The 26,695-nt window shown below is 63.6% G+C and carries 21 protein-coding genes and 1 tRNA gene; 15 read left to right on the forward strand and 7 right to left on the reverse strand.

Features of this window, described 5'->3' with window-relative positions; genetic code table 11:
• Nucleotides 1–22 precede the first annotated feature (22 nt).
• The 7 genes from AC3WQZ_RS26335 to gloB all read right to left on the reverse strand — a co-directional run bounded on the left by AC3WQZ_RS26335 (nucleotide 23) and on the right by gloB (nucleotide 10,112).
• Complete coding sequence (locus AC3WQZ_RS26335) at nucleotides 23–1,192, reverse strand: acyl-CoA dehydrogenase family protein (RefSeq protein ID WP_058697207.1); 1,170 nt, start codon at nucleotides 1,190–1,192, stop codon at nucleotides 23–25.
• Nucleotides 1,193–1,198: 6 nt separating this feature from the next.
• Nucleotides 1,199–2,050 carry an enoyl-CoA hydratase family protein gene (locus tag AC3WQZ_RS26340; protein ID WP_058697208.1) on the reverse strand — a complete coding sequence of 284 codons (852 nt, stop codon included), beginning with the start codon at nucleotides 2,048–2,050 and terminating at the stop codon, nucleotides 1,199–1,201.
• Between the two features lie 32 nt (nucleotides 2,051–2,082).
• Nucleotides 2,083–2,886, reverse strand: coding sequence for an SDR family NAD(P)-dependent oxidoreductase (locus AC3WQZ_RS26345; RefSeq protein WP_439668050.1), 804 nt, complete (start codon nucleotides 2,884–2,886; stop codon nucleotides 2,083–2,085).
• Nucleotides 2,883–5,237, reverse strand: a complete 2,355-nt coding sequence (locus AC3WQZ_RS26350; RefSeq protein ID WP_439668051.1) for a bifunctional salicylyl-CoA 5-hydroxylase/oxidoreductase — start codon at nucleotides 5,235–5,237, stop codon at nucleotides 2,883–2,885. The genes AC3WQZ_RS26345 and AC3WQZ_RS26350 overlap by 4 nt, the downstream gene beginning before the upstream one ends.
• Nucleotides 5,238–5,407: 170 nt before the next feature.
• Nucleotides 5,408–7,300, reverse strand: a complete 1,893-nt coding sequence (locus AC3WQZ_RS26355) for a propionate--CoA ligase (RefSeq protein ID WP_010814330.1) — start codon at nucleotides 7,298–7,300, stop codon at nucleotides 5,408–5,410.
• 186 nt (nucleotides 7,301–7,486) lie between these two features.
• Nucleotides 7,487–9,178: a transglycosylase SLT domain-containing protein gene (locus tag AC3WQZ_RS26360; protein WP_037025174.1), complete on the reverse strand. Its 1,692-nt coding sequence runs from the start codon at nucleotides 9,176–9,178 to the stop codon at nucleotides 7,487–7,489.
• 133 nt (nucleotides 9,179–9,311) lie between these two features.
• Nucleotides 9,312–10,112, reverse strand: a complete 801-nt coding sequence (gene gloB, locus AC3WQZ_RS26365; protein WP_010814332.1) for a hydroxyacylglutathione hydrolase — start codon at nucleotides 10,110–10,112, stop codon at nucleotides 9,312–9,314.
• A 12-nt stretch (nucleotides 10,113–10,124) separates the two neighbouring features.
• On the opposite strand from gloB, the gene AC3WQZ_RS26370 reads away from it, so the two are divergent.
• From AC3WQZ_RS26370 to AC3WQZ_RS26440, 15 genes are all read left to right on the forward strand, one after another.
• Complete coding sequence (locus tag AC3WQZ_RS26370; RefSeq protein ID WP_010814333.1) at nucleotides 10,125–10,925, forward strand: methyltransferase domain-containing protein; 801 nt, start codon at nucleotides 10,125–10,127, stop codon at nucleotides 10,923–10,925.
• Nucleotides 10,926–10,996: 71 nt separating this feature from the next.
• Nucleotides 10,997–11,434 (forward strand): ribonuclease HI, encoded by a 438-nt coding sequence (gene rnhA, locus AC3WQZ_RS26375; protein ID WP_010814334.1) that lies wholly within the window; start codon nucleotides 10,997–10,999, stop codon nucleotides 11,432–11,434.
• 49 nt (nucleotides 11,435–11,483) lie between these two features.
• A complete protein-coding gene (dnaQ, locus tag AC3WQZ_RS26380) occupies nucleotides 11,484–12,224 on the forward strand; it encodes a DNA polymerase III subunit epsilon (protein WP_011615667.1) in 741 nt (246 codons plus the stop codon).
• Between the two features lie 88 nt (nucleotides 12,225–12,312).
• A tRNA-Val gene (locus AC3WQZ_RS26385) sits at nucleotides 12,313–12,387 on the forward strand.
• A gap of 171 nt (nucleotides 12,388–12,558) precedes the next feature.
• Nucleotides 12,559–13,845 (forward strand): tyrosine-type recombinase/integrase, encoded by a 1,287-nt coding sequence (locus AC3WQZ_RS26390; protein ID WP_492301523.1) that lies wholly within the window; start codon nucleotides 12,559–12,561, stop codon nucleotides 13,843–13,845.
• A 25-nt stretch (nucleotides 13,846–13,870) separates the two neighbouring features.
• Nucleotides 13,871–14,710: a hypothetical protein gene (locus tag AC3WQZ_RS26395; RefSeq protein WP_492301525.1), complete on the forward strand. Its 840-nt coding sequence runs from the start codon at nucleotides 13,871–13,873 to the stop codon at nucleotides 14,708–14,710.
• A 1,444-nt stretch (nucleotides 14,711–16,154) separates the two neighbouring features.
• Nucleotides 16,155–16,328, forward strand: a complete 174-nt coding sequence (locus tag AC3WQZ_RS26400) for a helix-turn-helix transcriptional regulator (protein ID WP_290367786.1) — start codon at nucleotides 16,155–16,157, stop codon at nucleotides 16,326–16,328.
• 13 nt (nucleotides 16,329–16,341) lie between these two features.
• Nucleotides 16,342–17,076 carry a hypothetical protein gene (locus tag AC3WQZ_RS26405; RefSeq protein ID WP_492301527.1) on the forward strand — a complete coding sequence of 245 codons (735 nt, stop codon included), beginning with the start codon at nucleotides 16,342–16,344 and terminating at the stop codon, nucleotides 17,074–17,076.
• Nucleotides 17,077–17,100: 24 nt separating this feature from the next.
• On the forward strand, nucleotides 17,101–17,304 hold the full coding sequence (locus tag AC3WQZ_RS26410; RefSeq protein ID WP_473703803.1) for a hypothetical protein: 204 nt from the start codon (nucleotides 17,101–17,103) through the stop codon (nucleotides 17,302–17,304).
• Nucleotides 17,305–17,361: 57 nt separating this feature from the next.
• Nucleotides 17,362–17,646, forward strand: coding sequence for an Ogr/Delta-like zinc finger protein (locus tag AC3WQZ_RS26415; protein WP_492301530.1), 285 nt, complete (start codon nucleotides 17,362–17,364; stop codon nucleotides 17,644–17,646).
• Between the two features lie 279 nt (nucleotides 17,647–17,925).
• On the forward strand, nucleotides 17,926–18,102 hold the full coding sequence (locus AC3WQZ_RS26420) for a hypothetical protein (protein ID WP_492301531.1): 177 nt from the start codon (nucleotides 17,926–17,928) through the stop codon (nucleotides 18,100–18,102).
• A complete protein-coding gene (locus AC3WQZ_RS26425; protein ID WP_116355998.1) occupies nucleotides 18,095–18,433 on the forward strand; it encodes a DUF1484 family protein in 339 nt (112 codons plus the stop codon). Before AC3WQZ_RS26420 ends, AC3WQZ_RS26425 begins: the two co-directional genes overlap by 8 nt.
• A gap of 9 nt (nucleotides 18,434–18,442) precedes the next feature.
• Nucleotides 18,443–21,247, forward strand: a complete 2,805-nt coding sequence (locus AC3WQZ_RS26430; RefSeq protein ID WP_492301533.1) for a toprim domain-containing protein — start codon at nucleotides 18,443–18,445, stop codon at nucleotides 21,245–21,247.
• A gap of 607 nt (nucleotides 21,248–21,854) precedes the next feature.
• Nucleotides 21,855–25,832: a tetratricopeptide repeat protein gene (locus tag AC3WQZ_RS26435; RefSeq protein ID WP_492301535.1), complete on the forward strand. Its 3,978-nt coding sequence runs from the start codon at nucleotides 21,855–21,857 to the stop codon at nucleotides 25,830–25,832.
• A gap of 388 nt (nucleotides 25,833–26,220) precedes the next feature.
• The coding region (locus tag AC3WQZ_RS26440; RefSeq protein WP_492301537.1) for a hypothetical protein at nucleotides 26,221–26,695 on the forward strand (475 nt) is incomplete at its 3' end.

The following is a 26,695-nucleotide window of genomic DNA, read 5'->3' on the forward strand; positions in this document are numbered from 1 at the left end:
TCGTGGGTGGCACGCGGGGGCGTCAGGCTTTGCGCCCGGCCAGCGTCTCGCGCGCAATGATCAGCTTCTGCACTTCGGTGGCGCCTTCATAGATGCGCAGCGAGCGGATCTCGCGGTACAGGCTTTCCACCCGCGTGCCGACCTTGACGCCCAGGCCGCCGAACATCTGCACCGCACGGTCGATCACCTGCTGTGCGTTCTCGGTCGCCACCATCTTGGCCATGGCCGCCTCGCGCGTGGTGCGCTGGCCCTTGACATCGCGCAGCCAGGCCGCGCGGTAGGTCAGCAGCGCCGCGGCGTCGATCGCGGTGGCCATGTCGCCGATGGCGGCCTGGGTCAGCTGCAGGTCGGCCAGCACGCCGCCGAACATCGGGCGCGCGCAGGCGCGCGCCAGAGCATCGTCAAGCGCGGCGCGGCCAAAGCCCAGCGCAGCCGCCGCGACCGAGGCACGGAAGATGTCGAGCGTCATCATCGCCACCTTGAAGCCCTGCCCCGCCTCGCCCAGCCGGTTGCCCACGGGCACGCGGCAGTCGTCGAAACGCAGCGTGGCGAGCGGGTGCGGCGCCATCACGTCGATGCGCTCGGCGATGGTCAGGCCCGGCGTATCGGCGTCCACCACAAAGGCGGAGATGCCGCGCGCGCCCGGCGCCTCGCCGGTGCGCACGAACACGCAGTAGAAGTCGGCAATGCCGCCGTTGGAAATCCAGGTCTTGGCGCCATCGATCACATAGTGGCTGCCGTCGTCCGACAGCCGTGCGCTGCACTGCATGGCGGCCACATCGGAACCGGCCTCTGGCTCGGACAGCGCAAACGCGGCAATCGCCTCGCCGCGGGCCACGCGCGGCAGGTAATGCGCACGCAGCGCATCGCTGCCGGCCAGCGAGATCGCGCCCGAGCCCAGCCCCTGCATGGCAAAGGCAAAATCGGCCAGGCCGTCATGGCGCGCCAGGGTCTCGCGCAGCAGGCACAGCGAGCGCGAATCCAGCGCCGGCAGCGCGCCGCCGTGCGCGGCCGGCACGCAGTAGCGCAGCCAGCCGGCCTCGCCCAGCTGGCGCACCAGCGCGCGGCAGGCGGCGTCGGTATCGCTGTGGTCGACATGGAGGTGTTGCGCGCACCAGGCGTCCAGTTCGCGCTCCAGTGTGCGGTGCGCATCGTCGAACAGCGGCAGGTCGAGATAGGTCTTGTCGGACATGGCGCTTCAGTCCCCTTCGAACACCGGCTTGGTCTTGGCGACGAAGGCCTCGTAGGCGCGGCGGAAGTCGCGCGTCTGCATGCAGATGGCCTGGGCTTCGGCCTCGGCCTCGATGGCCTCGTCCAGCCCCATGTTCCATTCCTGGTGCAGCAGCTTCTTGGTCACACCATGCGCAAAGGTCGGGCCGGCGGCCAGTTGCGCGGCCAGCGTCTGCGCCTGGGCCAGCACCGATTCGGACGGATGCAGCGCATTGAAGAAGCCCCACTGCAGGCCCTCGTCCGCGCTCATCGAGCGGCCGGTGTAGAGCAGCTCGCTGGCACGCCCCTGCCCGATCACGCGCGGCAGCAGCGTGCACGCGCCCATGTCGGCGCCGGCCAGGCCGACGCGCGTGAACAGGAACGCGGTCTTGGCCTGCGCCGTGCCCAGGCGCATGTCGGAGGCCAGCGCCATCATCGCGCCGGCGCCGGCGCAGATGCCGTCGACCGCGCTCACCACCGGCTGCGGGCAGGCGCGCATGGCCTTGACCAGGTCGCCGGTCATGCGCGTGAAGTCGAGCAGCTCAGGCATGGTCATGCGCGTGAGAGGCCCAATGATCTCGTGCACGTCGCCGCCCGAGCAGTAGTTGCCGCCCGCGCCCGTCACCACCACCGCCTTGATGTCGCTGGCATAGCACAGGCCGCGGAACAGATCGCGCAGCTCGGCGTAGGAATCGAAAGTCAGCGGGTTCTTGCGCTCCGGCCGGTTCAGCGTCACGGTGCCGACCTTGCCGTCGCCGGACACCGACCACAGGAAGTGCTCCGGCTGGTAGCCGGCAAAGCTGCGCTTGTGGTGGCGCATGTCGAGTGCGATCTCTGTCATGGGTTCTCTCTCAGGTCCTTGTTCTGTCGTTGTCAGCCGGCCATCACCTCGCCGCCGGCCACCGGGATTGCCTGGCCGGTGATCGCCGCGGCGGACGGCTGGCACAGCCAGGCCACGGCGTCGGCCACTTCCTCGGGCTGCACCAGGCGGCGCTGCGGATTGCGCGCGGCCAGTTCAGCGCGGGCCTCGGTTTCAGTGCGGCCGGTCTTGCCGACGATGTTGGCCACCGCGTCGCGCACGATGTCGGTTTCGGTATAGCCCGGGCAGACCGCGTTGACGGTCACGCCCTTGGCCGCGGTTTCCAGCGCCAGCGCGCGCGTCAGGCCGATCACCCCATGCTTGGCCGCGCAATAGGCACTGACATAGCCATAGCCGATCAGGCCGGCCGTGCTCGCCACATTGACGATACGGCCCCAGCCCGCGTCGAGCATCGCCGGCAGCGCCGCCTGCGTGCACAGGAAGGTGCCGGTCAGGTTCACGTCCAGCATGCGCTGCCACAGCGCGGCATCGGTCTTCAGGAACGGTGCGCTGTGCGCCTGGCCGGCATTGTTGACCAGCATCGACACCGGGCCGGACTGTTCCGCGGCGGCGGCGAAGGCGCGTGCCACGCTGTCGGCATCGGCAATATCGGCCGTGACAAAGGAGACTACGGGGCCTGCGGGGGCGACCTCACGCAGCGCTTGTACAGTCGCCTGCAACGCGCCGGCATCGCGGCCCAGCAGCGTCACGCTGGCGCCGTCGGCCAGCAGCCGGCGCGCGATTGCCGCGCCGATGCCGCGCCCGCCGCCGGTGACCAGCGCGTGGCGCCCTGACAATGAACCCGTGCTGCCCGTCATCCCTGCCTCTCCTGCGCCGCGGCACGTTCCAGGTTGGTTTCAAGTTGCCGCTTGCCGGCCTGGTACTGCTTGGGCCAGGTGATATCGCGGTAGCCGATGCGCGCCGCTTCCTGCAGCGTCCAGGCCGGGTTGGCCAGGTGCGGCCGCGCGATCGCGCACAGGTCGGCACGGCCCGCGGCGATGATCGAGTCGACATGGTCGGCCTCGAAGATCGCGCCCACGGCAATGGTGGCGATGCCGGCCTCGTTGCGGATGCGGTCGGCAAACGGGGTCTGGTACATGCGGCCGTAGACCGGAGCCTGGTCCGGGCTGACCTGGCCCGACGAGCAGTCGATCATGTCGGCACCGGCGGCCTTGAAGGCGCGTGCGATCTCGATCGCATCGTCGGGGGTGATGCCGCCTTCGACCCAGTCGTGCGCCGAGATGCGCACCGACATCGGCTTGTGTTCCGGCCACACTTCACGCACCGCGGCAAACACCTCCAGCGGGTAGCGCAGCCGTGCGGCCAGCGAACCGCCGTATTCATCTTCCCGCGTATTGGTCAGCGGCGAGATAAAGCTCGACAGCAGGTAGCCATGCGCGCAATGCAGTTCCAGCCAGTCGAAGCCGGCCTCGGCGGCGCGGCGCGCGCTGGCGACGAAGTCATCGCGCACACGGTCCATGTCTGCGCGCGTCATCTCGCGCGGGGTCTGCGACTCGCCCGGCAGGTAGGGCAGCGGCGAGGCCGAGATCACCGGCCAGTTGCCTTCCGACAGCGGATGGTCCATTGCCTCCCAGCCGAGCTGGGTCGAACCCTTGCGGCCCGAGTGGCCGATCTGCATGGCGATGCGCGCATCGCTGTTGGCATGCACGAAGTCGACGATGCGGCGCCAGGCGTCGCGCTGCGCGTCGTTCCACAAACCCGGGCATCCCGGCGTGATGCGCGCATCGGGCGACACGCAGGTCATCTCCGCCACCACCATGCCGGCGCCGCCCAGCGCGCGCGAACCCAGGTGGACCAGGTGGAAGTCGCCGGGCACGCCGTCGGTGCATGAGTACATCGCCATCGGCGACACCACCACGCGATTCTTCAGCGTGACGCCGCGCACGCGGAACGGCGTGAACATCGGCGGCAGCGGCTGGTGCTCACGCAGTTGCAGGCTTTCCGGTTGCACGCCGGCCTGCCGCGCCAGCCAGTGCTCGAACTGCGCCACGTAGTCCGCATCGCGCACGCGCAGATTCTCATGCGAGATGCGCTGCGAGCGGGTCAGCAGGGAATAGGCGAACTGCTCCGGCGGCAGGCTGCCCGCGTAACGCTCGACGTTCTCGAACCATTCGGTCGAGTTGCGCGCCGCGTTCTGGATCTTCAGCACTTCCACGCCGCGCGTGGCTTCGTAGCGCGACAGTGCATCGGGCAGGCCGTCATGACCCCTGCCACGGATTTCCTCGGCCAGGTCAATCGCATCTTCCAACGCCAGCTTGGTTCCCGAACCGATCGAGAAGTGCGCGGTGTGCGCGGCATCGCCCATCAGCACCACCGGCACGCGGCGGCCGTCGGGCAAGGTGTTCCAATGCACCCATTGGCGGCAGATCACGCGCGGGAAGCGGATCCAGATCGCCGAGCCGCGCAGGTGCGCCGCATTGGTGATCAGCTTGTTGCCGTCGAGGTAGCGCGCGAACAGGCGCTCGCAGTAGGCCACGCCCTCTTCCTGGCTCATCTGCTCGATGCCCGCGGCGCGCCAGACCGACTCCGGGGCCTCGACGATAAAGGTCGAGGTGGTGTCGTCAAAGCGGTAGGCGTGCGCCTGGAACCAGCCGTGCTCGGTCTTCTCGAAGGCAAAGGTGAAGGCGTCGAACAGCTTGTGCGTGCCCATCCAGACAAAGCGGCACTGGCGCGTGTCGATGTCAGGCTGGAAGGTGTCGGCGTAGCGGGTGCGGATACGGCTGTTCAGGCCGTCCGAGGCGATCACCAGGTCGGCCTGGTATTGCATCGCCAGCGCCTGGTCGTCGGAAACATCGGTCTCGAACACCAGCTTCACGCCCAGCGCCTCGCAGCGTGCCTGCAGGATATTGAGCAGGCGCTTGCGGCCGATGCCGATAAAGCCATGGCCGCCGGAGCGGATGGTGCGCCCGCCGATATGGATGTCGATATCGTCCCAGTGGTTGAAGGCCGCGTTGATCTCGGCCGCGCTGACCGGGTCGGCTTGCTTCAGGTTGTCCATGGTGGCGTCAGAGAACACCACGCCCCAGCCGAAGGTGTCGTAGGGCCGGTTGCGCTCGACCACGATGACCTCGTTGGCCGGATCCTGCAGCTTCATCAGCAGCCCGAAGTACAGGCCTGCCGGGCCACCACCAATACAAAGCACTCGCATCTGTCGCCTCCTGCCGGCTGCGCCGGGCACCTTGCCCAGGATCACACCGCCATCTAGATGATGTCTAAATATTTTATACTTCAAATATTAGACTGCATCACGGCCGATGGCAAGGGCGGGATGCGGAGTGCCCCGCACGGCACCCGCATCCCACGCCCTCAGCCCGCCATCTAGCCTTTCAGCGCTGCCTGCAACTGTTCCAGCGCACCCGGGTCCTCGATCGTGGTCAGGTCGCCCGGATCGCGCCCTTCGGCCACCGCCTGCATGGCGCGCCGCAGCAACTTGCCGGAGCGGGTCTTGGGCAGCGCATTGACAAAGAATACGCGCGCCGGCCGCGCCACGGCACCCAGTTGCTGCTCCACCGTCTTCATCAACTCGCCCTCCAATGCCAGCCGCGCTTCGGCCGTGGCCGTGCGCGCCGGATCGCGGGCGATGCAGAAGGCCATCGCCACCTGCCCCTTGAGCGCGTCCTGCACGCCCACCACCGCCACCTCGGCCACGGCAGCGTTGGACGACAGGCTTTCCTCGATCTCGCGGGTGCCCAGCCGGTGGCCGGCAACGTTGATCACGTCGTCGGTGCGGCCCAGGATAAAAACATAGCCGTCGGCGTCGCGCACGCCCCAGTCGAAGGTCGAATAGCACAGCCGGTTCGGCACCGCCTGCCAGTAGGTGCGCACGAAGCGGTCGTCGTCGCCCCAGACCGTGCTCATGCATCCCGGCGGCAGCGGGCCGTCGATGGCGACCACACCCTTCTGCCCCGGCGGGCATTCAGCGCCGGTGTTCTCGTCGACGATCTTCAGGTCATAGCCGTAGGCGGGCACGCCGGGCGAGCCCAGCTTGGGCGGCAGCGCCTCGATGCCGCGCTGGATCGCGAGGATCGGCCAGCCGGATTCGGTCTGCCAGTAGTTGTCGACCACGGGCTTGCCCAGGCCGTCCTGGATCCAGCGCGCGGTGGGCTCGTCCAGCGGCTCGCCGGCCAGGAACAGCAGGCGCAGGCTGGACAGGTCGTAGCGGGTCAGCCAGGCCGGGTCCTGCTTCTTCAGCACGCGGATCGCGGTCGGCGCGCTGAACATCAGGTTGACCTTGTATTGCTCCACCAGCCGCCACAGGATGCCACCGTCGGGGCGGATCGGCGTGCCTTCATACATCAGCGTGGCCATGCCGGCCAGCAGCGGGCCGTAGACGATATAGCTGTGCCCCACCACCCAGCCGATGTCCGACGCGGTGAACATGGTGTCGCCGGGCTTGCCGCAGAAGATGTATTCCATCGAGGTGGCCAGCGCCACCGCGTAGCCGCCGGTATCGCGCTGCACGCCCTTGGGCTTGCCGGTGGTGCCGGAGGTGTATAGCACGTACGACGGCTCGCTCGATTCCAGCCACACGCACGGCACCTGCACGCCGGCCACGCGTTCGCGCCAGGCGGCGTAGTCCTCATCGCGGCCCTCGGTACGGGGCATTTGCGCCAGTTGCCGGTCCACCAGCAGCACCTTCCCGGGCTGGTGCGACGAGAGCCGGATGGCCTCGTCCAGCAGCGGCTTGTAGGGCACCACCTTGCCGGCACGCGAGCCGGCGTCGGCACTGACCACCACGCGCGGCCGGGCATCCTCGATGCGCGCGGCCAGGCTGACCGAGGCAAAGCCGCCGAACACCACCGAATGGATCGCGCCGATGCGCGCGCAGGCCAGCATGGCAAAGGCGGCTTCCGGGATCATCGGCATGTAGATCAGCACGCGGTCGCCCTTCTGCACGTCCAGGCCCTGCAGGATCGCGGCCATGCGGCTGACTTCGTCGTGCAGCTCGGCGTAGGTAAAGGTGCGGGCCTGGTCGGTCTCGGTCGAGACCCAGTGCAGCGCCGGCTGGCTGGCGCGGGCCGCCAGGTGGCGGTCGACCGCGTTGTGGCACAGGTTGGTGCGCCCGCCGACGAACCAGCGCGTAAAGGGCGCGCGGCTGTTGTCGAGCACCTGGCCGAACGGGGTTTCCCAGTCGATGCGCGCCGCCTGTTCGGCCCAGAACCCCTCGGGGTCGGCCAGCGAACGGGCATGCACGGCATGGCTTGCCGTCATGTCTGTCTCCTCCGCGTCTGCGGTCATTGTGATGATGACCGTAGTTTGCCACCGGCGCGGGTGCGCGTGGACACAGATTCGGAGAGGGGCGCGCGGGCCCCGGGGGCCGGCACATGAAAAAAGGGGCGTGCCGACGGCATCGCCCCTTCTTGCGCCATGCGGCGGACCAGCCGGCGCCCGCATTCGTCAGCGGGCCTTGGCCCCCTTGGCGCCGGCCTTGGCCGACGCCTTGACGTTCGGCCCCGGCTTGGACTCGCGCACCACGCGCGCCGGCGTCGCCTTGACTGCCGTGCGCCGCGAGGCCGCCTCGACGGTGACGCGCTTGCGCGGCTCCGCCTTGCCCGCCTTGCCCTTGGCCGAGACCCGCACGATGCCGCCCTTGCTGCTTCGCTCGGAACGCTCTGCACGGTCGGCGCGCTCGGCACGGTCGGCCTGTTCGGCCCGCGCCGCCCGCACCGCGCCGGCGCCGCGCACCGGCACCATCAGCACCAGGCTCTGCCCGGCGACCAACTTGGTGCCGGAGAGCTTGTTCCACGATTGCACCTGCCCCGCCGAGACGCCATAGCGCCGCGCCACCGAGGCCACGGTGTCGCGCCGCCCGGCACGCACCACCACGCGGCGCGCATCCGGCAAATCAGGCTCCATCGCCAGCATGGCACTGTCGGCCAGGGTCGCGCTGATATCCTGGTCGTGGCGGCCCGAGCGCGGGATCATCACGGTCGAGCCGGCCTTCAGGCGCATGCCTTTCGGGATGCTGTTGATCTCGCGCAGCGTATCGGCGTCGACGTTCAGCCGTGCCGCCAGCGCTTCGATACGCTCGCGGCTGTCCACCGTCACCGCCGACCAGCTCGACAACCCGCCGCGGTAGGTGTTCAGGTTGTACTGGAAGCGCTCGGCGTTATCGAACGGCAGCAGGATCTGCGGGTTGGACGCGCCCAGGATCACCGGCCGGTTGAACGACGGATTGAGCGCCTTGAATTCCTCTACCGACATGTCCGCCAGCTTGGCCGCCAGGTTCACGTCGATATCGCGCGAGGTGGTCACCGTGACAAAGTACGGGTGGTCCGGGATCTCGGGCAGCTTGACGCCATACGCAGCCGGGTTGGCGATGATGTTCTTGACCGCCTGCAGCTTCGGCACGTAGTAGCGCGTCTCGTTGGGCATGGGCAGGCTGGCGTAGTCGGTCGGCAGCCCGCGCGCCTGGTTGCGTGCGATCGCGCGCGACACCGCGCCCTCGCCCCAGTTGTAAGCCGCCAGCGCCAGGTGCCAGTCGCCGAACATATCGTAGAGCCGCGCCAGGTAGTCCAGCGCGGCGTCGGTCGAGGCCAGCACGTCGCGGCGCTCGTCACGGAACATGTTCTGCTTCAGGTTGTACGACTTGCCGGTACTCGGGATGAACTGCCACATGCCCGCCGCCTTGGCGGTGGACTGCGCCTGCGGGTTGAACGCGCTCTCGACGAACGGCAGCAGCGCCAGCTCGGTCGGCATCTTGCGCCGTTCCAGCTCTTCTACGATGTGGTACAGGTAGCGGCTTGAGCGCCCGACCATCCGTTCCATGTATTCCGGCCGCTGCGCATACCACTGGGTGCGGTCATCGACCAGCGTGCCCTCCAGGTCCTGCATGGCAAAGCCGCGCCGGATGCGATCCCAGATGTCGTTGGACGGGCCGCGCAGCCAGTCCAGGCCACCCTGGTCGACATTGATCGTGGATGCGGAAGAAAGCGCCGATTTGTCGATGAGCGAGTTGAGCGGGTCCTGGCGCTTGGCGGTCTGGGCGGTCGCGGCGCCGTTGGCGCCATCAGGCGGCGTTGGGGTGCTGGCGCACGCTGCAAGCAGCGCGGCGCACGCGACCACCGCCAGTAATCGACCAATTTTCATTAAGTTCTCGAATCGTGACGCCAAAAGGATGCGTGATGCTAAAAAAAACCGCGTATCGCGTCAATCAGATTTTCCATATGGCCAGTATCCGCCGGGCAGCCGGAAAGCCTTGCGGCGCAAGGCCCGGCAGGGTTCAGCGGAAATTGTCCTTCCAGCCGCGCAGCGCACCGAAGGCCTGCGCATCGCCCGTGGCGGCCCCGCCCTGCGCCGCCACCGCCGCGCGCACCGCGGGCTCGCGCGAGCGCAGGAAGGGATTGACCTCGCGCTCATGAGCGATGGTGGTCGGCAGCGTCGGCTGGTCCGCCGCGCGCAGCGCGTCGACCCGCTGCTCCCATGCCGCCAGCGCGGCATTGGCCGGTTCCACCGCCCGTGCAAAGCGCACATTGCTGCGCGTATATTCGTGCGCGCAATAGACGCGGGTATCGCCCGGCAGTGCCGCCAGCTTGTCGAGCGAGTCCAGCATCTGTGCCGGCGTGCCTTCGAACAGACGCCCGCAGCCACTGGCAAACAGCGTATCGCCACAGAAGACCGCCGGGCCGGCTTCGCCCAGGTCGCCCACATAGGCGATATGGCCGGCGGTGTGCCCGGGCACGTCCAGCACGCGCAGCGTCAGCGCCGGCGTCTCCAGCGTCACGACATCGCCTTCGCGCAGGGCCCGGGTGCGCCCGCCAATGCGTTCGCCGGCGGGCCCCAGCACCGGCATCGGCGCGCCCGACGAGGTGCGCGGGTGCGCCGCCAGCAACTCGGCTACCCCGCCCTGGTGATCGCCGTGGTGATGGGTGATTACAATAGCGCCCAGAGCCAGACCGCTTTGCGCCAGGAAGCGCTCCACCGGCGCGGCCTCGCCGGGATCGACCACGGCGGCGCTATGACCGTCGTGGATGGCCCAGATATAGTTATCCTGGAACGCCGGGATCGGCTCAACCTTCAACATGCGCATGCTCCTATGTCCAATCGTCCCAATCATCCGATTGTAAGCTGGGAAGACTGGCTGGCCTCGCCGCCCGGTGAGTACATGCTGCGCTGGGAGGCGCAGCAGTACGACCGGATCGTGACCGACATCTTCGGCTACCACGCCGTCCAGTTGGGCCTGCCCTTTATCGACACCCTGCGCGAGAACCGGATGCCGTTCTCGGCGCTGGCGCTGGACCCTTCCAGCGGACCGCACGGGCCGCGCGCCGCACATCCCGACGCGCGCCAGCTGCTGTGCCGCTTCGACGAGCTGCCGTTCGACACCCAGAGCATCGACCTGGTCACCCTGCCCCACATCCTGGAATTCGCCGAAGACCCGCACGAAGTGCTGCGCGAGGTCTCGCGGGTGCTGATGCCCGAGGGGCGCGTGGTGGTCACCTGCTTCAACCCGATGAGCCTGTGGGGCGCGCGCCAGGGCATGAACCGGCTCGGCGCCACGCCCTTCCTGCCGACGGACGCGCAGCAGATCGGCTTCGTGCGCATCAAGGACTGGCTCAAGCTGTTGGGCTTCGATATCATCCGCGGCCGCTTCGGCTGCTACTGCCCGCCCTACCGCACCGACCGCTGGCTGCAGCGCGCCGCCTTCATGGAAAAGGCCGGTGACCGCTGGTGGCCGATCTTCGGCGCGGTCTATATGATCTCGGCGATCAAGCGCGTGCGCAATATCCGCCTGGTCGGCCCGGCCTGGAAGAGCAAGCCGGCGCTGGCTCCGGTGTCATCGCCCGTGGCCACGCCTACCGGCACCCACGGCAAGACCCCCGGCGAAGAGCGCTGACGCGGTCCAGCGCCCTTCTCCTGCCCCCTTCAATGCGCCACCCGCCCGGCGGGTGGCCACCATGGAATCACATGCAAGAAGTCACGATCTACTCCGACGGCGCCTGCAAGGGCAATCCCGGCCGCGGCGGCTGGGGCGCGGTGCTCGTCGCCGGCACCAGCGAGAAAGAAATGTTCGGCGGCGAGCCCAACACTACCAACAACCGCATGGAAATGACCGCCGTGATCGAAGCATTGCGCGCGCTCAAGCGTCCCTGCGTCGTGCGTGTCTATACCGACTCGCAGTATGTCCAGAAGGGCATCAGCGAATGGCTGCCCGGCTGGAAGGCCCGCGGGTGGAAGACCGCCGACAAGAAGCCTGTCAAGAACGCCGACCTGTGGCAGGAACTGGACACCCTGGCGCAGCCGCACCAGATCTCCTGGCACTGGGTGCGCGGCCACAACGGCCACCCCGGCAATGAGCGCGCCGACGCGCTGGCCAACCGCGGCGTCGAATCGATCGGCCGCTGATCCCTCTCGCTAACAAGAAACCGCGGGGCGCCCGCGCCGCTCCGCTAGAATGCCCGCCATGCGACAAATCGTTCTCGACACCGAAACCACCGGCCTGAGTGCCGCCACCGGCGACCGCCTGATCGAAATCGGCTGCGTCGAGCTGATGAACCGCCGCCTGACGGGGCGCCACCTGCACTTCTACGTCAACCCGGAACGCGATATCGACGAGGGCGCGATCGCCGTGCACGGCATCACGGTCGAGTTCCTGGCCGACAAGCCCCGCTTTGCCGAAGTCGTCAACGACATCCGCGAGTTCATCCAGGATGCCGAGCTGATCATCCACAACGCGCCGTTCGACCTGGGCTTCCTCGACATGGAATTCCAGCTGCTGGGCCTGCCGCCGTTCCGCCAGCATGCCGGCAATGTGATCGACACCCTGCGCGAAGCCCGCCAGATGTTCCCCGGCAAGCGCAACTCGCTCGACGCCCTGTGCGACCGCCTGGGCATCAGCAACGCCCACCGCACGCTGCACGGCGCCCTGCTGGATGCCGAGCTGCTGGCCGAGGTCTACCTGGCCATGACGCGCGGCCAGGATTCGCTGGTGATCGACATGCACGACAGCACCGCAGGCCACGGCGGCGCGGTTGCCGCGGCCGACCTGTCGCGCCTGGCCCTGCCCGTGCTGCGCGCCACGGACGAAGAGCAGCAGGCCCATCTCGCCCTGCTCAAGGGCCTGGACAAGGCCAGCGGCGGCAAGACGGTGTGGCAGGAAGCCCCCGCGGCAGAACCCGGAAGCCTGGCCGCCTGACAAAAATCAAAAAAGGGCTTTACAAGATACAAGAACCTCTGCATAATCTCATTTCTCCGCTGCACGACGGCAACGACGGCGCAGTAAGGGGTGGTTAGCTCAGCGGTAGAGCACTGCCTTCACACGGCAGGGGTCACAGGTTCAATCCCTGTACCACCCACCAGTACATCGGCCAGCAACACCTAACGTTGCCTAGAAACCCCGGCGCCGCAAGGCTTCCGGGGTTTTTTGTTCCCATCTTTGCCCAAGGTTGCCCAGCATCAACCATCACTTTTTGGGGTAGCCAATCGGGTATGGGGGTATAGTTTTCAGGGTACGCACCCGATACAAGACTATGCCCAAGAGAATCCTCCCTCTCTCCGACCTGCAATGCCGTCAGGCGAAGTACAGCGCTGCCGGCGGGAACCGACTTCGTGACGGCGGCGGGCTCTATCTGGAAGTCCTCCCGAGCGGGGCCAAAAAGTGGCGCATGAAGTACCAGCGCCCCGGCACAAAATCCGAAAACCTTCTCACCTTCGGCGACTACCCCGCCGTGGGATTAAGCGCTGCCCGCGAGCGACGCGAAGAGGCGCGAGCGCAGCTAGCCGCGGGCACTGATCCGGCCTTGGCGCGAGACCTGGCGCGGGCGACCGTTACCGAAGCGGCACGCAATACGTTTCGCGCGGTTGCCGAAGAATGGCTTAAGCACAGGCATGACACGTGGAGCGCCACGTACGCCCAAAAGACAAAACAGCTGCTGGAGCGCGACCTTTACCCAGATCTGGGACAACACCCCATCGCGTCAATCACGCCGGCCTTTCTCCTGGCTGTCGCCCGAAAGATCGAAGCCCGCGGCGCCTATGAGATGCCACGGCGAGCTCTGGTGACCGCCGGTCAGATATTTCAGTACGCGATTGGCACTGGCCGGGCCACCATTGACGCGTCAGCAGGAATGGTCGCGCAGCTCAAGCCACGTCCGCCTGTCAAGCACTATCCGCACGTGACGGATAGCCAGCTTCCGGACCTGCTACAGCGCATCGACCGCTATACCGGGCGGCCGGAGACCATTGCAGCGGTCAAGCTGGCAGTCCTAACCTTCATCCGAGGCGGCGAACTTCGCTATGCAGAGTGGGCCGAATTCGATCTTGAGAAGGCCGAATGGCACGTACCATCCGGCCGGATGAAGGGAAGAATCTGGCACAAGCTCTCTGGCACTCCGCACATCGTGCCACTAGCCCGCCAGACCATCGCGCTACTGGAAGATTTGAAGCAATACACCGGTCACTACGCCCTGCTCTTCCCCGGCGCAGTGAGTGTCCTCAAGCCTGTTACTGGCGAGGCCATGAACAAGGTTTTCCACTCCATCGGCTTCAAAGGCCAACAGACAGTACACGGATTGCGCGGGCTCGCGTCTACGTTGCTCAATGAGTCTGGCCAATTCGATCCCCGCGTCATTGAAGCGCAGCTCTCCCACAAGGAAACGAACCAAACCATCGCGGCCTACAACCATGCGAAGTACATGCCTGAGCGGAGACGGGTAATGCAATGGTGGGCGGACTTCATCGACCAGCATGCCAACATGTCGAAGGCAGACGAAACGATGGAACCGCCCGCTCATAACTTCGCTCAGCACGCGGCCTGATCCAGACTAGCCCAAATTTTTCACCATGAGCCTTCGAGACGAATACGAAAAGCCGACCCACGGATACCTCGACATTGGCAGCGCCGTTTGCTTTCTGGCTGGCCTAGAACGCGTGCCGCAACACCACACGGCGAAATGGTTGCTTGCCAGGCGCGCACACGAAACGCTGCGGACATACGACACGGAGAAATGCAATTCGGACCCGTATGCCTTCGGCTTGGCCGAACTGAGCCCGAACGAGCTCAACGAACAAGTCAACACTCGGCGAATACTTGAAGCAGTAATGCAGCATGATTACCTGTGGGTCGACCACGCCAACACGGAGCTCTTAGAGGTAGATAGCCGGCTGCGATGGGATCGAGACGAATTCTGGCGTTTCGTGGTTGACAACGGGGTGGCGGTCGAACCGGATAGCTTCGAGGATGAGCGAGACGCCCCCACATTCCTACGCCGCGACAATGCTCCCGCACTCTCGCCACACAGAGGCCCGCACGGTTCGCCACTGCGAGAACTGCAGGCTGTACAGCGAGAGCTCGCCGCACTCACGCGCGCACTTCAGGAGGTAAGCGCCAAGGTATCCCGCTTGCACGAGCAACTCCAAAGCACAGCTTTCGCAGATGAAGCCGAAGAATGCGACGAATCCTGTGATGGTTCGGATGAGCGATCGCGCGAACGACGGCGATGGAGCGATGAAGAGCTAGCTGAATTGTTGCAACTTCATCGCTCAGGCATGACGATGGCCGAGATAGGTAGGAAGCATGGCGTTACAGGACAACGCATCAGCTTCCTCTTGAGTCAGGCGAGAACTCAGGAGTCAGCGAAGGCGCCCCCGATCTCCAACATCTGGCCCCTTCGAAATCGCTAACTCACCGTTGCGCAACTTGAAGGCGGCGTTGCACAACGGCATGGAAACCCCTTGCGGCATGAGCCAACGGGGTTTCGATTTGGTTTCGCCCGCCACAGTTTCATAGGCTTCAGCCATCACAAACCAATCGCCCATATAGGGCTATGTGAGGCTATAGATGGCTAGAGTTGCCCAAAACAAGAAGCCGCAAGCAGAGGCGCGGGGCGCAAAGAATGGCGGTAACACTCGACTCCAAACTCTCCCGCACACTGGCCGCGGCCGGTGGAGCGACATTGCACCCTTCGTGGGTGTCTGCCGCGAGACCTGGCGGCAGTTGGTCAACGCCGGCAAGGCTCCTGCTCCCCTTCATCTGACAGGCCGCTGCGCCCTGTATGACTTCGCCTCAATCCATAAGTGGATTGCCGATCCGGTCAGCTATCAAGCGGGAGGCAATCAGTGAGCACCCAGAACAGCCATAACGTGGGCGAGCGTGCTGCTGCCCATTATGTTTCCCGCGTCGAAGCGAGCGCCGCGCACGGCGCGTGCATGCCTTATGGAGAGCTCTTCCGCCAAGTCGTCGCGCTGGGCGGCCTCCACCGGGAAGAAGCCCAATCATTCCTGCAGCACGTTCAGGACTCCCTTCACCTAGCACTGACAGGCCCCATGCAACGCGGGGCGGACGGTATTGACGCCTCGACGATTACGACCACGCTCCGGAAGTATCTCGACCGTTGGGAGGAGGCCCCCGGCCCCTATAACCTGGGGGACGTGCTACGCGACACCGTTACCGAGTTGCTTTCCCATGCACCACCTGGCGCCACGCTGCCTACGGCAAGCGTTTGGCGCAGGGCAACGCAAGCCGTCCTGGTGGAGCAAGTCGGAGGAAAGGTCATAGGCGAACACCCTATGGAGCCCCCTTCGCATCCTGCAGGGCAACCACTGCGGCACGTGCATAAATTTGCATAAATCCATGCACCGCTGCGGCGCCCTTCCGGGCCAATGCTGGCGCGGCAGAGCGGCACCTACGTCGCTGCATAAAAACCACTCAATGAAGCGGGCGGGTGAGGCGGGGTCTCAACGGCGCGCGGCGGGATAACGCCCATGCGCCCGCTCACTCGCCTGCCAGGCATCGCATAACGGCGCCTTGCCGTCGCTGGCGGCCGTATGCCGTGGCGGTTTCGCAAGCTGGCCCAGCGTGGGGGGATGCCTCGGCACCGGCTCGCTGCCGCTCGCTCGTTGTGGGGGATTACAGCACAACACTAAGCCGTTGCCGGGCCACAGCCGCTCTCTAGACACTGTCGTTGCTCCGAGTAGTACCGAGCAAATCCGAGCAACGTTGCTCGCTTCCATTAACCCCCTCTGATGAGGAATGCAGATGATTAGTTCGCACGCTGGAACGTCCACAGCATGCAGCGCTCATGGGCTTGCCCTTCACGGAGCTGGCGCGTCGGAACCTGAGCGGTTCATGCGCCTACCGGAAGTCATGGCCGTTTGCGCTTTGCCCGCATCGTCCATCTATGACGGCATGCGCCGAGGCGACTTTCCGAAGCCCGTGCCGCTGGCAGGCAAGAGCGTTGCCTGGCTCTCAAGCGAGATCCGGCAATGGATGGAATCCCGCATTGCGGCTCGTCGGACGTAAAGCAAGGACTCCCATGAATACGCACACAACCACCCCTCCCCAAAACGTCCGCGACGCCCTGGAAACACACCAGCGCAACCGCGCTGCCTTCGAATCTGCCCGGGACAAAGTAGCCCGCCTTCGGGGCGACCTGCAGAAGCACACGAAGGCAGCCGACGCTGCCGATGCCGATGCACTGAGCGCAAGAAACGACGCGGCGGCCTTGATGCGTGATACCGGCGCCTCCATGAAGCAAATCCGCGACCTCAAAAGCAAGGAGCGCGCCGCCTACACGCTCGCCGAGGACTACCGCGCCATCATTGCTGAAGTTCAGCTGGCGCTGGAAGAAGCCGAGCTCGAAGCGGGCCTTGCTAAAGGCGCTGAATCCGCTGCCTACAGCGGCGTGGCGACTGCATATGCGGAAGGGCTTTTCGAAGCGTTGGGTGACTCCCTGGCGCCGCTACAACACGCAGTTCAGGCACTCGCCCACGCGTATGGACGCCAGGCTGGCGAATCTGGCGGTGCACCGTGGGAGCAGCGTGGCTATCGGTCAGCTCTTGATGCCGCGCTTGCACGCGCGCACAGCGCCATCACCGCCAGCGTCAAAGCAGCGACGTTTGACGCTTCCCGGGATCCGATACTTTCCCTGGCTGAGAGGCCGGATGGCCTAGCGGACTTCAAAGTCGTTTCCCCGGCCACGAAGCAGATGAAGCTGGCCGAATTTGCAAGAAGGGCAGACGCCCTGCGCACCGGCATCCGCAACGCCTGACAGCTATTTCTCATGGAGATCAACATGCAAGTCGAGAAATGCCCGAAATGCCGCACCCTCAACGGACCCGAGGGCTTTGTCACCAACGCCGATGGCAAGAAAGAACTGCTGTATCGCTGCGGGAACCACGCTTGCGAACACACGTTCTCCCGCCACTACAGCACGAACAACGGTCACGCTGAGCTCTACGCAGCAGGCCCGAACACTGTCATCGAAACCGACTGCTAAGCAGCCATCGAGGGGTGGGCACCACATGAGGCCCGCCCTACCCTCTGGAGAACCCCAATGAAGATGAACTGCCCGCATTGCGGCGCCGTGGCTCATATTCGGTCGAGCCGTAAGGTTTCACGGATGACGCGCGAGCTTTACTGCCAATGCACGAACTTGACCTGCGGGCACACGTTCGTCGGCCTGGTGGAAGTGGTGCGCACCCTTTCGCCCAGCAGCAAACCGGATCCGGAGATTGCCATGCAGCTGGCCGCGCGCTCTGGCGCCTGCGTGGCCGCGTATATCGACGCCGGCACACCCGTCCCGAATGCGCCGTCTACGTCCCATTCGACCAGGATCTAGCTAGCTTGACACCCCTTTCGAGATGATGAAGAATTCAGCCGTCACCGAGACAACGGTGGCCGGGCGTCGAAACCCGAATTGCACAAGGCGGACGGCCGCCAACAGCGGCCATTTTTACGTCCGTCACGTCTTCGCACGCCTTTTTCTATGGCGGGCCGGGCGGGGCAGCCTTCGGGCTGGCCGGTACCTTGTGCGCCGGTTTTCGACCCCCGCCGTCGGGCCCGCCACCCCTCACGTCGAAATGAGCGGCGGGTCTCCATCATGCACAAGGAGGCCGCAATGCCTAATGTCCTCGCTCGTCCTGAGCAAACCGCTTTCCCCGAAATTCTTGCCATCGTGCGCGCTGCCCTGCGCGAAGCCATCGAGGCGCCCAGCGACCGCGCTTCGCTCGATGTCGCTGGCGCCGCGCTCGTTGCTGTTGCCGCTATCGCAAAAGCGGAGGTGGCCCATGCTTGAACGCCAGCAACCGGCACACCACCTCGCCCTCTGCCGCCAGCACCGCATGATTGCTCAGCTCATGACGCAGGTGCGCCCTGCCAATACGCGGGCGAAGACAGAGCTCAACGTCGCGATGGAACAGATTGGCGCATTGGGCGACTGCATCCGGGAAACCACTCAGGACAGTTGCTATGCGTTGCTGCGCGTCAGCGCGGGGCTTGATGGCATTCTCCGCTTCCTCGACTTGCAGAGTGACCGATCGCCGGCACACCACAGCCTGCATTGCCTGCTGAGCCCCCTCAAACAACAACTGGATGAGGCCCTGAGCCGCGTCCACGACATGCTGTGAGCGGACACCATGCAGACACAGCAAAACCCTGCCCTGCGCTCGTGGTTTGAGCAGCTCAAGCGCGACATCGACCTGCACGACCTGGCGGAGCGCCTTGAGCTCCGCAGGAGCGGCGCCAAGGGCAACTATCACAGCCCGCTTCACACGGATTCGAGTCCCTCCCTTTCCATCTTTGACAACGGCCGAGCATGGAAAGATTGGTCTACCGAGGCCGGCGGTTCCTGCATCGACCTGGTGCGACATTGCCTCCCGGATGTCGCAGGCCCATTGGATGCCGCAAAGCTTCTCGGCGAGTGGTACGGCATGCCGATGCCCGCTCCCGAGCAGCGTGCGCTGCCCACGAAGAAAAGCACCGAGGAATACATCGCAGATCGGGTTCGAATTGATCCAGCCCCTGCTGTAGCCTACTTGGCCAGCCGCGGCATAGACGAGACGGTAACGCGTCGCGCCATTAAGGCGGGCACGGTTGGGTGGAACACCTGGCAGAGCCAGAAGATTCCTGTTGGTGAGGTTGGCCACGGCGGCCCAGCTGCCGCCTTCATTGTTCGGGAGTCAGGCACTGGCCGCGTCGTCGCGGTTGACCTGCGCTATGCAGATCCCGCAGCCAATGGCAACGTCAAGACGCAATGCCAGGGCGAGAAGATCGGGTATGGCTGGACGGCTGATGCAATGCGCCTGCGCCGCGCACATACGGTATTCATCGTGGAAAGCCCCATTAATGCGCTGTCGGTGGAGTCCTGCCACCTGCCCGACGGCTGCGCGGCATTCGCCATCCGAGGAACCGCCAACGTTGACCGGATCGATTGGACATTCTTGCGCGGCAAGCGCGTGCTGATTGCCCTCGATCACACCGATGCCGTCAACGAACGCACCGGACAGCGCCCCGGCCTTGCCGCCGCATGGAAGCTCTCCGAGGCGCTGACCGCTGCGGACATTGGCTCCATGTTTGTTGACATGCAGGACTGGGAGGAAGGCGAGGACATAAACGATGTGCTGCAGCAGCATGGCGCTGATGAGCTCACCAAGCGGCTCAAACGCCTGGAGCCCTGGCTCATTCCCGGCATGCCCGGCGGAGGCGAGCACATGGAAGGCACGCGCCGCGTCTTCCTGCCGAGCCATGACTTTGCTGTCTATTGGCGCTTCCGCGTGAAGGACGACTTCACGCAATTCGTGGAGAAGTACAAGGAGGGAGAAGGCGACGACAGCCAGCCGCGCCGAACAGAGGAATTGGGCGACCTGTGCTCGTTTCGAGTAGCTGGATTCTCCCGCCTTCGTATTCAGAGCCATCTGGCCACCATCAACGGCACGCCCGACAACCAGCCGGAAACCGTGTTTGGCATCAGCGCCCAGGTGCCGCGACACGGCGCCGTGCTGCAGCGTGAAGTTGTAGGCAACGACAAGCTCTATAACCATGAATGGTGGCGCGGCAAGTTCGGGCACATCTGGATGCCGGCGCAGTTTTCGCGGATGGTCACCGTCCTGGAGCGTGCCGCAGACCTCGGCGCGCGAGACGTGGTGAACTTCGTTGGGCTGGCGTGGCGTGGCGGTGAGCTGGCCGCGCTGGAAGGCAGCGACTGTTACTTCATGGAGCCGCAGAAGCAATGCCTCTACTACAACATGACATTTCCGCGTGGAACGCGCCAGAACGCCCGCACTGTCATCGCGGCTTATCAGGCGACCTTTCGGGACAATGCAGCCGCTATCGGGCTCGTATGGGCCCTTGGCGCCCATCTCAAGACAGTCCTAGGGTTCTATCCCCATCTGCAGATGCAGGCCGAGAAAGGCTCAGGCAAATCGAAGCTCTTGGAGAGCCTGCAGACCACCCTTGCATTCCAAGTCCTGTCGGGCCAGATGCTGAAGACCGATCACCGCCGGCGCGCGTCTGTCTCATGGACCACGCAGCCTGTGGGATGGGACGAATTTTCCAAGCTGCCGAAGGCAGTGCTTTCCGACATCGACGGCCTGCTGCAGTCCACCTACCGTTTCGAGTTCACCCGCGTGGGCGCGGCACTAACGCCGTACCTGATGTGCGCACCGGTGCTGCTGGCCGGCGAAGAAGTGGACGTGGAGAGCCTGCAATCGAAGATCTGCCGTACATCGCTGGCCGTGGCTAAGCAGGGCGACATCATCCCGCACAGCCTGCCGCAGTTCCCGGTGTGGGAGTGGCTGCAGTTTCTGGCCGCGATCGAGCCTGCGCGCATCCGCGACCTGCATGCCGCCTTCCTCGCGGAATGCGTGAAGCGCAGCCGCGCTGAGGCAAGCGATGCGACCGCCCGGCGAATGATGGAGAACTACGCAGCAGTCATGACCGCGTGGGCACTGCTTGCCGAGTTCGCGGAGATCGACGCCGACCAGGGCGGCTTCGTCGATGACTTGCTGGCCGAGATGAATGCACACATTGCCGACACTGACGGCACCCGGCTGCCCTGGGTCTGGATCATGGAAATCTTGTTGTCGGAGCTGGCCGCGCGGCGATTCGAGTTTCCCCGGTGCTGGGGCGTCGTGGAGACCGACGACGGCGGCAAGGAAATGGCCCTCTTCGTGCGGCCGAGCCACATCATGGACCATATCTCGACAGCGCCGCACCTGCGTCCGAAATTCGATGCGCTGCCCATCAAGACGGCCAGAATCTTCAAGCAGCAGCTGCTGCAATCCGGCGTCGTGCCCACGCACGCAGGCAAGCCCCTGGATGATGTGGAAAGGCGCCAGTTTGGGCGGCGCCTTGCCCATATGACGGCCATCAGCGTGCCGCGCCTGGAGCGGCTGGGCCTCCAGGCCATACCTGAGCTCGAAGATGGCCGAGTGCCGCCATAGCAGCGCTTTTCCGCCCTAACCCTCGGCCCGCCTTGTGCGGGCCTTCTCTTTGGCCATACCGCGCATTCCTGGCAGCGAGCCACCGACGAAGGGCAGGGATCGCCGGCCGGACTTCACCGTGCCGCCGGGTGGCGCGGAATCTGAAAAAGCCTGTGGCACCGTGTAGTTTCTCCGCTAACCCGTTGATTTACAAGGAAACTGGTGCCACGACTTTCGTTGTTTTTGCCACGACTTTCCTTTGGTTTCCCACGCTGCCCTTTCGGCGCCCTGCCCCTCTTATTTCCTTTTTTCCTTTTAAAATCAAAGAGAAAGAGAAAGAAAGCGGAGAAAAGAGCAAGTGCCGGGTTGCCACGGTTTGGGGGCGCTGCCTATTTTTTGAGCCACGGAATTGGAGGCGTGCCACAACTGATTTCGTGGCATCTCGTGACCACCTAACCCATTGATTTATAAGGACTCACAGGCGATGGCAGGGCTTTGCCACGATGCCACGGCTTTTTTTGCTAGCCGACCTCCGCCGGCGAGTTACGACCAGCGCTGAGGCACACCACCCCTTCGCAGTTACCATTAGTGCCTGCCGCAACGCCGACTATCAATCAAATCAAATCACATGCTCGTCTACAGTACCGGAGTGCAGCCTCCACGGACTGCTGAGGATTTCGAAGACGTTTGCCACATCATCTACAGCGTAGTCTTTGATGATCTATTGGCCATCAAGAATGGACGTTCTGGCCAGAAGCAGAACGGCGTCGACATCTTTGTCACCCGCGAGAATAAGCGCTACGGCATCCAGTGCAAGAAGAAGTCATTCGGGCAGTTGAGTGCTCGAATCATCAACGACGAAGTAAAGGCCGCCGATCAAGGACCTGTTCAAATCGAACAACTCATCATCGCTACGACGGCGTTGAATGATGTGAAGCTCGTGGCCTACGCCGCTCAACTTAGCGATGCGCGTGCATTGGAAGGCAAGTTCACCGTTGCCCTGGCTTTCTGGGACACACTCGAAACATACATCCGGCGTTACCCCGAACTGCAGTCGCAGTTAGCCCCCCAAATGGCCGGCGGCGCAATCTTCGACTTTGACAAGAAGCTAGACCAAGCGCTGGCGCAGTTCTCTTCTCAAGTCTTATCGGCTAACACGTCAGGTAACGGCCCGCCCCCTCTGATTCCCGACGCCCGCACAGATTCAGTAGACAAGTTCATTGACGGCCAACTGGACGGTATAAAACAGCTGCTCATCGAAGGGCGTGCATCCGACGCGCTCGCAAACCTGTCCCGCATGGCCGGCACATTGGATGCGCTGGACATCCATCAACGCGCAAGATGGTACATACAACGCGCAAATTGCTATTGGCTCCTGAACGAGGACCAGCTTGCTGCGAAGGACTTCGACACTGCCTTCGAACTTACGCCTAGCGATGACAAGGCAGCAGCAAACCACGTGCGAGCTTCACTTCTTCGAAGCAGAAATGAAGAAGCGTTGGAGCGTGCCTATGCACTGCGTCAAAGATTCGCCGCATCCTCCAGCGTGTTTTGCGCATGGCTCCAGGCCGCTCATGCGAACGGCAAAGCGCTGAAGTTACGTCAGGATGTGCCCCCGGAGTTCAGGGATAATCAGGACGTTCTCTATACGCTCGGCTGGCTTGAGCTAGTAGACGGTAATGCAGTCGAGGCAGCTCGACTAGCCCAAAAAGCTTGTGCAAAGGGCCAGCCTAGCTTCGATCATCGCGCCCTACTGTTGATGGCTCGCGTCAATGACGCACTGAGCGACGGGGCCTTGGCCAGTATAGGGGTAATACCCCAACAGAAACTTAGCGGACTCAGGGAGGCAGTCGAGGCACTGAAACCGTTCGGCGAAAAGCTGTGGACGCGACAAGACAAGTCGACTTCTCAAGCAGCAACATCCCTCGGATATGCCTTGCTGATGCTCGGCGAAACCGAAACGGCGATGGAATTACTCATGAATGGCGCTGAGCGGTTTCCGAATGACCAGCAGCTGGTAAGGATCTGTCTCGACTCCGTTGTACGGCTCAAAGGCCATGATAGTGCTCTCGAGTTCGGACTCGCGCATTTCGAATCGCTCGAAGATGACGGCAAGCTCGTATTGGCCGAGCTTGCAGCGCAGCGAGGCGATATTTCTCTCATTGAAAGGATCGAAGCCACCATCGAACATGATGCCGATCAAATGGCATTGATGACTGCCTATCGCTGGCTAGCAAACTCAAATCTCGGAAAAGCCGACGAGGCAAACGGACAGCTGACTGCCGAATGGTTTGCCACGCAGGAATCCGTGCCGGCACGAGTGGTTGCATTACATGTGGCAGCCCGTGAGAAGCTTGCGTGGATCGATGCAGCGACCGACGATCTGGTGCGGTGCGTTGAGACGGACGCAGATTCGCGCAATGTCCTCATGGTCGCAAAGCTCTGTGCTTCGTTCGACCGACATAGCGATGTGATAAGGCTGCTGGCGAGTAAGCTTCCGAACGGGTACGTAAGCGAGCATCACACCATGCTCTTCGAAGCTTATATCCGCACAAACCTACGAAAGAAAGCGCTCGCCATGCTAAAGGACTTTCCTGAGTCTGCGATGAGCGATCCGCAAATTCGGTCCCTCGCCGTCGAGCTTGCGCAGGATGCAAACGACTGGCACCAGCTATCGGTCTTGTCTTTGTTACAGCTGGAAGCCCACGGCGATCGCGCAGATGCATGGATCTTCCGCGCCGTGGTCTTGCTCCGTCAAAAGCAGATCGGGGATGCCCGAAGATTGCTAAGGGCTGACATACCACTGGACCTAAAAGGCTCCCTGCGAAGCCAAGCCCAGCTTGCGCGCCTCGAAATTGAGCATGGCGTTCGGGAACGAGGGTTCAACCGGCTCTATCAACTCTTCCGTAATGCTCTTCACAATGGCGAGGCGGCTGCGATTTACCTATCGCAGATATTTGCCATGAGAAAGGAAAGCATGCCCGAGGTGCCGCAACACGTAGCACCCGGAAGTGCTATCACACTGCGTGCGGCGGATGACAGCAAGAGAGTTGTTGTCATCGACCCCATAGTACCGACAGGACTGTGCGATGCCCAAGGCTTCTTCAGCGCTAACAGCGACTTTGCTAAGGAGAACTTGGGTAAGCGAGCTACCGAATTTATCTCGGTAGTCGATTCGTTCGGTGGCAAGCACGATTACGAGATTGTTGGCATCGATTCAGCGTACCGGCATCTCGGAGGCCGCGCGCAAGAAATGATTCACACATCCGTGGGCGGCACTGGCCCGCTAACGTCCATTTCTATCCCGCAAGACAGCAATGGCCAGCTCGACATGAGCAAGGTCATCTCGATGCTTAAGGCTAGAAAGGAGCAGATTCAGCAAGCAATTTCGACGTACGCGCAGAACCCGCTGCCCCTGGGGTCCATTGCGAGGATCATCGGAACGCCAGTCGCGGTGCTTGCATCAGATTGGCCACAAGACTTCGGCCATAAACTCTACGTCTGTTCAGGCACTCAAGAAGAACGTACTCGGAGCTATGAGAGGCTCCAGGCATGGACAGGACCCGTGGTTGTGGATCTCTCGGCAATCAATGAGCTCGTAACCGCCGGCGCGGAAGGCAGTCTGGATCAATTTGCCGAAATCTACATTTCATCGTCAGCAGAGGGAACGCTAGCAGGGCTGATCAGCAAGCTCGAGGACGATCGTGCGTCCGGACACATGTATGAAGAGGACGGCCGAATATCCATTGTCGAGTATTCAAATGCCTATCACGCCAATCAACTGGACCACCTCCAACGTGTCCGGGCCTGCATCGACAAATACTGTCAGATTCTTCCTTCGTGGGGAGTAGAAGAGCCTCCTGATCATATGTCCGAGCTAGGGGCGCTGCTAGATCAAGAATCGTTTGACGCACTGTTGCTTTGCCTAGAGCGCAAAGCGCTTCTGCTTACTGTAGACGGACGCCTGCGTGAGGCTGCGGAAGCTATAGCGAAGATTCCTACAGTGTGGCCACAGCTTTTTTGCGGCCTAGCAACCGGCCGTAAACTGTGCGACTCGGCTGCTTACCACAAGCTTGTATGCTTGAGCCTCGCGAAGCATCGCACTCATGTTTCCGTAGGGCCCGGTGACATCATTTGGGCCATCGCCCAAGAGAGTGTTGCGAAAAAGATGTACATGGCTTGCTTACTTCAGTACTTGGGAGATGCAAGCGTGGAGATCGGAAGCGCCATACGTGTAGTCGTCGACGTGATCAAGTATTTGGCCATCCGAGGCGCATCGATTCCTGCCGTCGTAGCGATGATCAGAGCGCTTACAGCGCCGTTCTTCCAGCGCACAGGCATTGATGGTGACGGCATTGAAGCTGCATTGCATCTCAGCTTCAGCACATTCCTCGATCACATCTTTTCCCTAGCCGGCAACCACCCATTTGAAGACGACGCAGTCGCTGCCAAGCAGGAATCCTGGCGCCGCGCCCTTGTCGTCGCAGTGAAATCGGCTCGGCACTCCGCTCCAACCGAATCGCTGGACGATCTCTCACGGCTCGCTGCAAGAGTCGGCCCTTGTTACGTAACGGTAGCGCCCAGCTTCCGGCTGTTCCAGGCATAGGCGAAAGGTCGCTCAGCTTCGGGGTATGCTACAGGGTATGTAGCAGAAACCATAAGCCCATCCACCTGATTATCAAGGATTTATCCCTACAGTTCGGTCGCTGTACCACCACCAGACAAATGGCCAGCAACTGCCTAAGTTGCCAGGAAACCCAGACAGCGCAAGCTCTCTGGGTTTTTTGTTGCCCGGCGTTTGCCCACGTTTTCTACCCTCCCCCGGAAAACCGTGGTTCATCACGCCAATCAAGGAATGCTCGCCTGGCATATTTGCCGCTGGCGCGCATACTTGTCCACAGGACGACGGGCCAGGCAGGCACAGTCGCCCTCGCTCCCACGAGCACAGCCCCTATCGCCCATCCGATCATCGACGCAGCTTTCGGGAGTCCGCCATGCCCGATTCACCCAGGACGACGATCCATGCCGGCGCGACCGTGCCGCCGGAGGATGCTCAGACACGGGAGCCGGTGCTGGACGTCGTGGATCGCGTCTCCGAGATGTGCTTCGGCCTGTTCATGGCGCTCACTTTTGTCGGCGCGGTGTCGAGCGGCACGGGTGGCCCGGATGCCAGCCGCACCATGATGCATGCCGCGCTGGGCTGCAACCTGGCCTGGGGCATGGTGGACGCGGTCATGTTCCTGATCCGTACGCTGGCGAACCGCGGCCAGCGGATCTCCCTGGCACTTGCCGTCAGGAATGCTAACGACCAGGCCACGGCGATCGGCCTGATTCGCGATGCGCTGCCTCGCGCAACGAAGTCGCTGGTCACCGACAAGGAACTGGAAGCCATGCGGGCACGGCTTGCCGCCGCCCCGGCACTGCCGCCCCGCCCCCGCCTGAACATGGCCGACCTGATCGGTGCCGTGC

It is taken from the genome of Cupriavidus sp. FW305-26 (assembly GCF_058787975.1).

Coding starts and splice junctions, on each gene's coding strand:
- AC3WQZ_RS26335 (WP_058697207.1), bottom strand. CDS start 1,192: ATGTCCGACAAGACCTATCTCGACCTGCCGCTGTTCGACGATGCGCAC.
- AC3WQZ_RS26340 (WP_058697208.1), bottom strand. CDS start 2,050: ATGACAGAGATCGCACTCGACATGCGCCACCACAAGCGCAGCTTTGCC.
- AC3WQZ_RS26345 (WP_439668050.1), bottom strand. CDS start 2,886: ATGACGGGCAGCACGGGTTCATTGTCAGGGCGCCACGCGCTGGTCACC.
- AC3WQZ_RS26350 (WP_439668051.1), bottom strand. CDS start 5,237: ATGCGAGTGCTTTGTATTGGTGGTGGCCCGGCAGGCCTGTACTTCGGG.
- AC3WQZ_RS26355 (WP_010814330.1), bottom strand. CDS start 7,300: ATGACGGCAAGCCATGCCGTGCATGCCCGTTCGCTGGCCGACCCCGAG.
- AC3WQZ_RS26360 (WP_037025174.1), bottom strand. CDS start 9,178: ATGAAAATTGGTCGATTACTGGCGGTGGTCGCGTGCGCCGCGCTGCTT.
- gloB (WP_010814332.1), bottom strand. CDS start 10,112: ATGTTGAAGGTTGAGCCGATCCCGGCGTTCCAGGATAACTATATCTGG.
- AC3WQZ_RS26370 (WP_010814333.1), top strand. CDS start 10,125: ATGTCCAATCGTCCCAATCATCCGATTGTAAGCTGGGAAGACTGGCTG.
- rnhA (WP_010814334.1), top strand. CDS start 10,997: ATGCAAGAAGTCACGATCTACTCCGACGGCGCCTGCAAGGGCAATCCC.
- dnaQ (WP_011615667.1), top strand. CDS start 11,484: ATGCCCGCCATGCGACAAATCGTTCTCGACACCGAAACCACCGGCCTG.
- AC3WQZ_RS26390 (WP_492301523.1), top strand. CDS start 12,559: ATGCCCAAGAGAATCCTCCCTCTCTCCGACCTGCAATGCCGTCAGGCG.
- AC3WQZ_RS26395 (WP_492301525.1), top strand. CDS start 13,871: ATGAGCCTTCGAGACGAATACGAAAAGCCGACCCACGGATACCTCGAC.
- AC3WQZ_RS26400 (WP_290367786.1), top strand. CDS start 16,155: ATGCGCCTACCGGAAGTCATGGCCGTTTGCGCTTTGCCCGCATCGTCC.
- AC3WQZ_RS26405 (WP_492301527.1), top strand. CDS start 16,342: ATGAATACGCACACAACCACCCCTCCCCAAAACGTCCGCGACGCCCTG.
- AC3WQZ_RS26410 (WP_473703803.1), top strand. CDS start 17,101: ATGCAAGTCGAGAAATGCCCGAAATGCCGCACCCTCAACGGACCCGAG.
- AC3WQZ_RS26415 (WP_492301530.1), top strand. CDS start 17,362: ATGAAGATGAACTGCCCGCATTGCGGCGCCGTGGCTCATATTCGGTCG.
- AC3WQZ_RS26420 (WP_492301531.1), top strand. CDS start 17,926: ATGCCTAATGTCCTCGCTCGTCCTGAGCAAACCGCTTTCCCCGAAATT.
- AC3WQZ_RS26425 (WP_116355998.1), top strand. CDS start 18,095: ATGCTTGAACGCCAGCAACCGGCACACCACCTCGCCCTCTGCCGCCAG.
- AC3WQZ_RS26430 (WP_492301533.1), top strand. CDS start 18,443: ATGCAGACACAGCAAAACCCTGCCCTGCGCTCGTGGTTTGAGCAGCTC.
- AC3WQZ_RS26435 (WP_492301535.1), top strand. CDS start 21,855: ATGCTCGTCTACAGTACCGGAGTGCAGCCTCCACGGACTGCTGAGGAT.